The organism is Brevundimonas sp. (genome assembly GCF_036402095.1).
In the GTDB taxonomy this organism is placed as follows: domain Bacteria; phylum Pseudomonadota; class Alphaproteobacteria; order Caulobacterales; family Caulobacteraceae; genus Brevundimonas.
Genome location: NZ_DASWTO010000180.1, coordinates 1 through 9,175 on the forward strand (window position 1 = coordinate 1; position 9,175 = coordinate 9,175).

Annotated in this window: 6 protein-coding genes and 1 pseudogene; 4 read left to right on the plus strand and 3 right to left on the minus strand. The window is 67.7% G+C overall.

The features are described 5' to 3' along the window. From VGD32_RS11980 to VGD32_RS11990, 3 genes and pseudogenes are all read left to right on the plus strand, one after another. Positions 1-82 (plus strand): annotated as a pseudogene (locus VGD32_RS11980) (50S ribosomal protein L10); the annotation flags it as partial. 66 nt (positions 83-148) lie between these two features. Then, positions 149-538: a 50S ribosomal protein L7/L12 gene (gene rplL / locus VGD32_RS11985; RefSeq protein WP_324820823.1), complete on the plus strand. Its 390-nt coding sequence runs from the start codon at positions 149-151 to the stop codon at positions 536-538. A 137-nt stretch (positions 539-675) separates the two neighbouring features. Next, entirely contained in the window at positions 676-1,050 is a 375-nt protein-coding gene (locus tag VGD32_RS11990; protein ID WP_331032113.1) for a hypothetical protein, read from the plus strand. A 7-nt stretch (positions 1,051-1,057) separates the two neighbouring features. Here the strand turns inward: VGD32_RS11990 and VGD32_RS11995 are convergent, their stop codons facing one another. From VGD32_RS11995 to VGD32_RS12005, 3 genes are all read right to left on the minus strand, one after another. Continuing rightward, on the minus strand, positions 1,058-3,022 hold the full coding sequence (locus VGD32_RS11995; protein WP_331032114.1) for a peptidase M61: 1,965 nt from the start codon (positions 3,020-3,022) through the stop codon (positions 1,058-1,060). Between the two features lie 17 nt (positions 3,023-3,039). Continuing rightward, positions 3,040-4,986 (minus strand): M61 family metallopeptidase, encoded by a 1,947-nt coding sequence (locus VGD32_RS12000; protein ID WP_414644421.1) that lies wholly within the window; start codon positions 4,984-4,986, stop codon positions 3,040-3,042. A gap of 94 nt (positions 4,987-5,080) precedes the next feature. Continuing rightward, positions 5,081-5,587 (minus strand): FKBP-type peptidyl-prolyl cis-trans isomerase, encoded by a 507-nt coding sequence (locus VGD32_RS12005; protein ID WP_331032116.1) that lies wholly within the window; start codon positions 5,585-5,587, stop codon positions 5,081-5,083. A 366-nt stretch (positions 5,588-5,953) separates the two neighbouring features. Between VGD32_RS12005 and rpoB the strand changes: the two genes are divergently transcribed. Next, the coding region (gene rpoB / locus VGD32_RS12010) for a DNA-directed RNA polymerase subunit beta (protein ID WP_331032117.1) at positions 5,954-9,175 on the plus strand (3,222 nt) is incomplete at its 3' end.

Here is a 9,175-nt window from a genome sequence, read left to right on the forward strand (position 1 = left end):
CAAGGTCGCCGGCGTCGTGCAAGCCCCGGCGGCCCAACTGGCCCGGGTGTTCAACGCCTACGCCACGAAGGACGCCGCGTAAGCGGACCCGCCTCTTTCATCTCTGCAAACTCTCTACTGAAACCCAATCCTCCGAAGGAACCTACCCATGGCCGATCTCGCCAAAATCGTTGAAGACCTGTCGTCGCTGACCGTTCTGGAAGCCGCCGAGCTGTCCAAGCTGCTGGAAGAAAAGTGGGGCGTCAGCGCCGCCGCTCCGGTGGCCATGGCCATGCCGGGCGCCGGTGGCGGCGCCGCCGCTCCGGCCGAAGCTGCTGAAGAGCAGACCGAGTTCACCGTCGTCCTGCTGGACGGCGGCGACAAGAAGATCAACGTCATCAAGGAAGTCCGCGGCGTCCGTTCGGACCTCGGCCTGAAGGAAGCCAAGGACCTGGTCGAAGGCGCTCCGCAGAACGTCGTCGAGAACGTCTCCAAGCAGAACGCCGACGAAATCGCCAAGAAGCTGACGGAAGCCGGCGCCAAGGTGCAGATCAAGTAAGAACGGAGCGTCCCTCGGGACATTCGTTGAACGGGCCGGGGAGCGATCCCCGGCCCGTTTTGCTTTCCTATGGCCGGCATGGACAGGCGCCGGCAGTTGTGGCCCCCTGTCCGGACAAGGGGAGGGTTTCCATGAGAATGAGCATCGCTGCCGCCGCGCTCGCGGCCGCCTTGGGTCTCGCCGCCTGCGATCAGTTCGCCACCGGCCGCGACCTGCCCCCGCCGCCCGGACCGCCCGCGCCTCCGTCGCCGGACCTGCCGATGACCGCCGCCAAGGCCCGGCTGATCATGGGCACGCTGTCCAACACCTGCATGGAGCTGGCCACGCTCAAATACGACATGCACGCCTGCGAGCAGAAGCAGGGCAAGCCGGCCAGCGACGAGGCGTTGCGCACCGAACTGCGCGACCTGCGCTGGAACCTCGACAAGCTGACCGCTGACGAGGCCTCGGCGCAATGCGCAGCCACGACCAACGAGCTGCGCAAGACGCCGAAGCCGCGAGCCTGCTGGTAGGCCGCGGCTAGCGCCGACGTGGGGCGAGGATATCGCCGAGGCGGTCCGGCGTCCCCTCGACCCGCTCAAGGCGCGGATAACGCAAGCCGCCGTGGTAGTCGAAGCTGAGGGTGCGGAACTCATCGCCGCGTTTCACCACCAGAACGATCGGCTCGCCGCCGCCCTTCGCCGTGGTGACCGCGTCCCTGAGCGCTTCCGCCGAGGCGGTCCGCTCCCCCACCGCGATCAGCTCCCAGCCCGCGCCCAGGCCCTGCTGCGAGGCGAGGCCGCCCCAGCGCACGCCGGTGATGCGGTTGCCCGAGCCGAGCGTGAAGCCCAGCGAATACTGGAAATCGTTGGCCCAGCCGCCCTGCACCCGCTTCTCGGCCGGGGTCAGGCTGTCGACGTAGGTCAGGCGGTAGCCGCCGCGAGCGATGCCGTCCAGCGGGGCGCGAGCCTCGGGGCCCACCGCGTCCAGCCGGCTGCGCAGGAAGGTCGCCCAGTCGTGGGGGTGGACGGCGTTCAGGTGCCGGACCACGTCGTCGAAGGTGTAGGGCCGCGCCTCCCAGACGCCGTCCTCTACGCCGTAGAAGGCCCTGGCGAAGTCATCGAGGGATCTGCGGTTGTTGGTCGCCTCGCGGATCAGGGTGTCGGCGTCGAGCCAGATCAGCAGGGCCTCGCGGTAGTAGTCGCCGGTGCCGCGCATCCACGACGGCCACGGATTGGTGGTGCGATAGCCGAGCAGGTTGTGGTTGGTCGTGTCCTGCAGCGGCCGCCATTCGCGGCCCGGCTGGTTCTCGTAGAAGGCCGCGACCTCGGCGATGGTCGCCAGCTGCTCCTCCTTCGACGCCAGGCCGGAGCGGGCGGTGAGCACCTCGCCCCAGTACTCGGTCTGGCCTTCGTAGACCCACATCAGCGAGTTCTGCGTCGGGACGTTCAGATTGGGCACATATTCGTCGGAGGGCCGCCGGAACTTGCCGTTCCAGCTGTGGGTGTATTCGTGCGGCAGCAGGGCGAGGGTGCCGAAGCTCTTTTCCATCCCGGCGGTGAAGAAGTCCGGCGGGGCGGAATTCTCGGAGGAACGGTGATGCTCGAGACCGATGCCGCCCATGCGCTCGGTCAGGGCCAGCAGGAAGTCGTACCGGTCGTAGTGGCGGGCGCCGTAGAGGTAGTCGGCCTGGTCGACCATCGCCCGGAACCTGCCGATCTGCTCGTCGGTCGCGGCGAGGTTGGCGGCGGAGTCCGCGACCATGTTCAGGAACACGGGCGAGCGGCCCCCCGGATCCAGATCGACGCGCCTGAAGTGGGCTCCGGCGAACATCGGACTGTCGGCGAGGTGCTCCAGCGAGATCGGAGCGAAGGTGATCACGTCGCCCTCGCGCCCGGTGGCCTCCAGCGCCGAGCCCTGCTGCCAGCCCGCCGGCAGCTTGACCGACGGGGCGAAGGTGATGCGGCTGTGGGCGTAGCCGGCGGGGTAGAGCAGCGCCTTCTCCCACTGCAGATTGACCATCTCCGGGGTCATGACCACGCGCCAGACCGAGTTGCTCGGCTGGGTCAGCCACTCGAACGCCACCTCGATCGAGCTGACGCCGGCGGGGATGTCGAGATGGAAGGCGTGCGGATCGACCGTGTCGCGCACCCATTCGATCCGCTGCCCGTTTCCGGTGACGGTGACGCCCGAGACGAGCTGGATCGGCCCGGTGTCGGCGTGGTTGCCCGGAATGAATTTCGGATACTGCAGAACCAGATGGCCGGCGCTGACCGGCACCGTCTGGCGCACCCGGATGATCTGGTGGTCGAGGTCGGTCAGGTCGGCGCGGATGGCGATGACCCCGGGATAGTCGCGATCCTGCGGCGCCGGGATCGGGGGCAGCGGGCGCGGCAGGCTGGTCGGCGCGGGCAGGGGCGTCTGCGCCTGCGAAGCCGGAACCTGCGCCGGCGCCGGCACGGCGGAGGCGGCGAGGAGCAGGGCGAGGGCGGTGGATTTCAGCATCGGTCGTTCCCTCGTGATCAGCGGCGGCGCGGGGCGAGAATGTCGCCCAGGCGATCCGGCGTGCCCGCAATCCGCTCGAGGTGCGGGTAGCGCAGGCCGTCGTGGTAATCGAAGCGGATCGTGCGGAAGCGCTCGCCGTTCCTGAGCATCATTTCGATCGGGGTCGTATTGCCCTTCGAGGCTGTGATGGCGTCCGCGATGACCGTGGCGCTGGCGGCGCGGCCGTTGACCGCCACGATCTCCCAGCCCGACGTCAGGCCCGCGTCGAAGGCCGGCGAACCCCAGCGCACGCTGGTGATGCGGTTGGCGGCGTTGGTCATGATGCCCAGCGAGTACTGGAAGTCCTTGCGGCCCAGTTCGTCGTACAGCGCCTTGTGGTAGTCGTTCATGGCCTCGCGCCAGACCAGCCGGTAGCCGCCCCGCTCAAGACCCGCGAGCGGCGCGGACGCCTCCGGCCCGACGGCGTCCAGCCGCGTGCGCAGGAATTCCGCCCAGTCGTTGGCCTGTACGCCGTTCAGCGTTCCGGTGATGTCGTCGAAGGTGTAGGGCCGCGGGTCCCAGTTCCCGTCATCGATGCCGAAGAAGGCCCTGGCGAAATCGTCCAGCGACTTGCGGCCGTTGGTCCGTTCGCGGATCCAGGTGTCGGCGTCCAGCCAGATCAGCGCGCCCTCGGAATAATAGTCCTCACTGCGCTGGTAGCTGCTCCACGGCTGCGGCCGGCGCTGGGCGATGATCGGGTCGTTGGTGGTGTCCTGCATGGCGCGCCACTGCCGGCCGGGCATGGTCCCGTAGTTGGCGGCGGTCATGGCGAACCAGTCCAGCGCCTGCTGCTTGCTGGACAGGCCCGCCCGGGCGGTCAGCACCTGACCCCAGTATTGGGTCTGGCCCTCGTAGACCCACAACAGGGAGTTCTGCAGCGGCTCGTTCAGCGTCGGCGTCAACTGGTCGGCCGGCCGCCTCCACTTGCCGTTCCAGGAGTGAGTGTACTCGTGGCCGAGCAGGTCCCGGTCGGCGAGCGTGCTCGTCCGGGCGGTGAAATAGTCGGTGTCGACGCTGTTCTCGGACGAGCGGTGATGCTCCAGCCCGATGCCGCCCAGCCTGTCGCTGACGGCCAGCAGGAAGTCGTAATGGTTGAAGTGGCGGGCCCCGAACAGGCGGTCCGCCTGATCGACCAGATTGCGGTGCAGTTCGATGTGTTCGTCGGTGGCGGCCAGCATCGCGGCGTCGTCGGCGACGATATTCAGCCGGACCGGCGAACGGCCGCCCGGATCGAGGTCGATCTGGCGGAAATGCCTGCCTGCGAAGACCGGGCTGTCGGCGAAATGCTCAAGCGTAATGGGCGCGAAGGTCGCCACGCCGTTCTGGAAGCTCTCGGTGTCCAGCGCCGTGCCGTACTGCCAGCCCGCCGGCAGGCGCAGGGTCGGCCGGAAGGTGATCTGGCTGGAATAGTAGCCCGCCGGGTAGAACAGGGCCTTCTCCCACTGGATGTTGAGCATCTCGTCGGTGATGACGACGCGGCCCTGGCTGCCGTCGATCGGGGTCAGCCACTTGAAGTGGACGTCGATCGAGGTGGCGCCGGCCGGGACCTCGATCTGGAATCCGTTGGTCTGGACGGTGTTGCGCACCCAGCGCAGCGGCTGGCCGTTGGCGGTGACCCTCAGGTCGGCGATGTCGTCGACAGGCCCGACGGGACCGTGGTTGCCGGGGATCCATTGCGGATAGAGCAGGACCAGCGGGCCCGGCGCGGCCACCGGGATGGTCTGCTTCACCGACACGATCCGCCGGTCGATGTCGGTGGCGTCCATCTCCAGCGAGATCACGCCGGGGTAGGGCGCGTCGCGCGGCGCGGGGATGGGGGCCAGCGCCCGGTCCAGCGCCGGCGTCCCGACCTGCGCCAGCGCCGGGACGGACCCGAACAGCAGGCTGATGACGCAGGCGGAAGCGAGCAGACGGGCGGGACGCATCATCGGAGGTTCTCGGTCAATGAAGTTCGGCGGCAAGCTAGAGCGCCGCGCCGGCTCGCCGGATTAAATCCCTGTCATCTTCAGGGTTCCGCGCTCAGCCCGCCGGCTTCACTTCCAGCAGTTCGACGGTGAACAGCAGGGTCGAGTTGGGCGGCAACTCGTCGCCGCCGACCCAGCGCTCGCCGTAGCCGAGCGAGGCGGGGATGACGAACTCGAACGTCTCGCCCTCGCGCATCAGGCCCACGCCCTCGGTCCAGCCCCTGATGACCCGGTTGAGCGGGAACTCCGCCGGCTCGTTTCGGGCGTAGGAGCTGTCGAACTCCCGTCCGTCGACGAAGGTCCCGCGGTAGTGGACCTTGACCGTGTCCGTCGGGGCGGGCTGGCGTCCCTCCGGATGGGCCCGCCCGACGCGGCGGTACTGCAGGCCGGAGGCGGTGGTGGTCCAACCTCCGCGCGCCGCGTTCCAGGTCAGGTAGGCGGCGTTGCCAGCGTCCCAATTGGCCTGGGTCGACGACCCCGAGAAGTCGTAGGGATTCGGCCCGGCCGAGGCGCAGGCGGAAAGGGTCAGGGCGGCGGCGGCCGCAAGCGCGATGCGTGTCATCCGGCGACGCTATTTTCCCCGCTCCGGCAAAGCAATGGGGATGCTCGGGGGGGCGGCGGCCGGCCGTCCGGCGCTCGCGGCGAAAAAGGACGCCGGCGGTCTTTATTTCGCCGTCAAAGCGAGTATATCAGCCCGTTCCGCTAACTCCGTAAGAGATACGCGCGAAAGCGCCGAGGCCCGGTTTGTCGCCCTCCGACCGGTGCGAAGGCGCGCTCCTCCCCAAGGGAGCCCTACATTTCAGGCGTCCTGGGACCGCAAGGCCCGAGGGTGGACGCCGAAACCGATGGTCACGGGTCGCCGGATTGGCGGAGCCGTGGCTGCTGCATTGAGCGCGGGCTGCCCGGCCCGGCGCATTGGGAAGACAGAATGGCCAAGTCACACGCTGAACTCGCCGCCAACGGCAAGTTCGCCACCGCCACCTCGTTCACCGGCAAGAAGCGCATCCGCCACTCCTTCGGGCGGATTCCAGAAGCGGTGCAGATGCCGAACCTGATCGAGGTTCAGCGCGCCTCCTACGAACAGTTCCTGCAGCGCGAGGTCCGCTCGGGCCCGCGCAAGGACCAGGGCATCGAGGCGGTGTTCAAGTCGGTCTTCCCGATCAAGGATTTCAACGAACGCGCCATCCTGGAATACGTCTCGTACGAGTTCGAGGACCCGAAGTACGACGTCGAGGAATGCATCCAGCGCGACATGACCTATGCCGCGCCGCTGAAGGTCAAGCTGCGCCTGATCGTCTTTGAATCGGACGAGGAAACGGGCGCGCGCTCGGTCAAGGATATCAAGGAGCAGGACGTCTACATGGGCGACATCCCGCTCATGACGGACAAGGGCACCTTCATCGTCAACGGGACCGAGCGGGTCATCGTCTCGCAGATGCATCGTTCGCCGGGCGTCTTCTTCGACCACGACAAGGGCAAGACGCACAGCTCGGGCAAGCTGCTGTTCGCCGCCCGGGTGATCCCGTACCGCGGCTCGTGGCTCGACTTCGAGTTCGACGCCAAGGACATCGTCTACGTCCGCATCGACCGCCGCCGGAAGCTGCCGGCCACGACCTTCCTCATGGGTCTGGGCATGGACGGCGAGGAGATCCTCAAGACCTTCTACGAGACCGTGCCCTACGAGAAGCGCGGCGAAGGCTGGGTCACGCCCTACAAGCCGGAACGCTGGCGCGGGGTGAAGCCCGAGTTCGATCTGGTCGACGCCGACACGGGCGAGGTGGTCGCCGCCGCCGGCGCCAAGATCAGCGCCCGTCAGGCCAAGAAGCTGGGCGACACGGTCAAGTCGCTGTCGCTGGCCGCCGACGCCCTGCTGACCAAGTATCTGGCCGCCGACGCGGTCAACTACGAGACCGGCGAGATCTACGCCGAGGCCGGTGACGAGCTGGACCAGCCGACCATCGAACTGCTGGAGAGCCACGGCTTTACCACCATCGACGTGCTGGACATCGACCATGTCACGGTCGGCGCCTACATGCGCAACACCCTGCGCATCGACAAGAACACCGGCCGCGAGGACGCGCTGTTCGACGTCTACCGCGTCATGCGTCCGGGCGAGCCGCCGACCCCGGAAGCCGCCGAGGCCATGTTCAACTCGCTGTTCTTCGACAGCGAGCGCTACGACCTGTCGGCCGTCGGCCGGGTCAAGATGAACATGCGTCTGGAGACCCCCGAGGTCTCGGACGAAATCCGCGTGCTGCGCAAGGACGACGTCCTGCGCGTGCTGCAGATCCTCGTCGGCCTGAAGGACGGTCAGGGCGAGATCGACGACATCGACAACCTCGGCAACCGCCGCGTCCGTTCGGTCGGCGAACTGCTGGAGAACCAGTATCGCGTCGGCCTGCTGCGGATGGAGCGCGCCATCAAGGAGCGCATGTCCTCGGTCGATATCGACACGGTCATGCCGCACGACCTGATCAACGCCAAGCCGGCCGCCGCGGCCGTGCGCGAGTTCTTCGGTTCGTCGCAGCTGTCGCAGTTCATGGACCAGACCAACCCGCTGTCGGAGATCACCCACAAGCGCCGCCTGTCGGCGCTTGGCCCGGGCGGTCTGACGCGCGAGCGCGCCGGCTTCGAAGTCCGGGACGTGCACCCGACCCACTACGGCCGCATCTGTCCGATCGAGACGCCGGAAGGTCCGAACATCGGTCTGATCAACTCGCTGGCCACCCACGCCCGCGTCAACAAGTACGGCTTCATCGAGAGCCCGTACCGGCGCGTGAAGGACGGCAAGGCGACGGACGAGGTGGTCTACATCTCGGCCATGGAAGAGGCGAAATACACCATCGCCCAGGCCAACATCGAGCTGAAGAACGGCGAGATCGTCGAGGACCTGGTCCCCGGCCGGATCAACGGCGACTCCCAGCTGCTGGTGAAGGCTGACGTCGACATGATGGACGTGTCACCGAAACAGGTCGTTTCGGTCGCCGCCGCCCTGATCCCGTTCCTGGAAAACGACGACGCCAACCGCGCGCTGATGGGCGCCAACATGCAGCGTCAGGCCGTGCCGCTGGTGCAGTCGGACGCGCCGCTGGTCGGAACCGGCATGGAGGCGGTCGTGGCCGTCGACTCCGGCGCCGTCGTGGTCGCCCGTCGTGACGGCGTCGTCGAGCAGATCGACGGCACCCGCATCGTCGTGCGCGCCACCAACGAGCAGGACGCCAGCCGTTCGGGCGTCGACATCTACCGCCTGTCGAAGTTCCAGCGCTCAAACCAGTCGACCTGCATCAACCAGCGCCCGATCGTGCGCGTGGGCGATGTGGTCAAGGCCGGCGACGTCATCGCCGACGGCCCGTCGACCGACCTCGGTGAACTGGCCCTGGGCCGCAACGCCCTCGTCGCCTTCATGCCGTGGAACGGCTACAACTTCGAAGACTCGATCCTGATCTCCGAGCGTATCGTGCGCGACGACGTCTTCACCTCGATCCACATCGAGGAGTTCGAGGTCATGGCCCGCGACACCAAGCTGGGTCCGGAAGAGATCACCCGCGACATCCCGAACGTCGGCGAGGAAGCCCTGCGCAACCTCGACGAGGCCGGCATCGTGGCGATCGGCGCCGAGGTTCAGCCGGGCGACATCCTGTGCGGCAAGGTCACGCCGAAGGGCGAGAGCCCGATGACGCCGGAAGAGAAGCTGCTGCGCGCCATCTTCGGCGAGAAGGCTTCGGACGTTCGCGACACCAGCCTGCGCCTGCCGCCCGGCGTCGCCGGCACCATCGTCGACGTTCGCGTCTTCAACCGTCACGGCGTCGACAAGGACGAACGCGCGGTCGCCATCGAGCGCGCCGAGATCGAACGTCTGGGCAAGGACCGGGACGACGAGCTCAAGATCCTCGAGCGCAACGTCTACGGCCGTCTGAAGCCGCTGCTGATCGGCAAGAACGCCACCTCGGGTCCGAAGGGCCTGGGCCGCGGCGCCGTGACCGAAGAGAAGCTGGCCGACCTGTCGCGTGGCCTGTGGTGGCAGATCGCCCTCGACGACGAGAAGGCGATGGGCGAGCTCGAGGCCATGAAGAAGCAGTTCGAGGACGCCCGCAAGGCGCTCGACCGCCGCTTCGAGGACAAGGTCGAGAAGCTGCAGCGCGGCGACGAA

Excerpts from the sequence above, each read along its gene's own strand:
- rplL (WP_324820823.1), top strand. The coding sequence starts at position 149 with ATGGCCGATCTCGCCAAAATCGTTGAAGACCTGTCGTCGCTGACCGTT.
- VGD32_RS11990 (WP_331032113.1), top strand. The coding sequence starts at position 676 with ATGAGCATCGCTGCCGCCGCGCTCGCGGCCGCCTTGGGTCTCGCCGCC.
- VGD32_RS11995 (WP_331032114.1), bottom strand. The coding sequence starts at position 3,022 with ATGCTGAAATCCACCGCCCTCGCCCTGCTCCTCGCCGCCTCCGCCGTG.
- VGD32_RS12000 (WP_414644421.1), bottom strand. The coding sequence starts at position 4,986 with ATGCGTCCCGCCCGTCTGCTCGCTTCCGCCTGCGTCATCAGCCTGCTG.
- VGD32_RS12005 (WP_331032116.1), bottom strand. The coding sequence starts at position 5,587 with ATGACACGCATCGCGCTTGCGGCCGCCGCCGCCCTGACCCTTTCCGCC.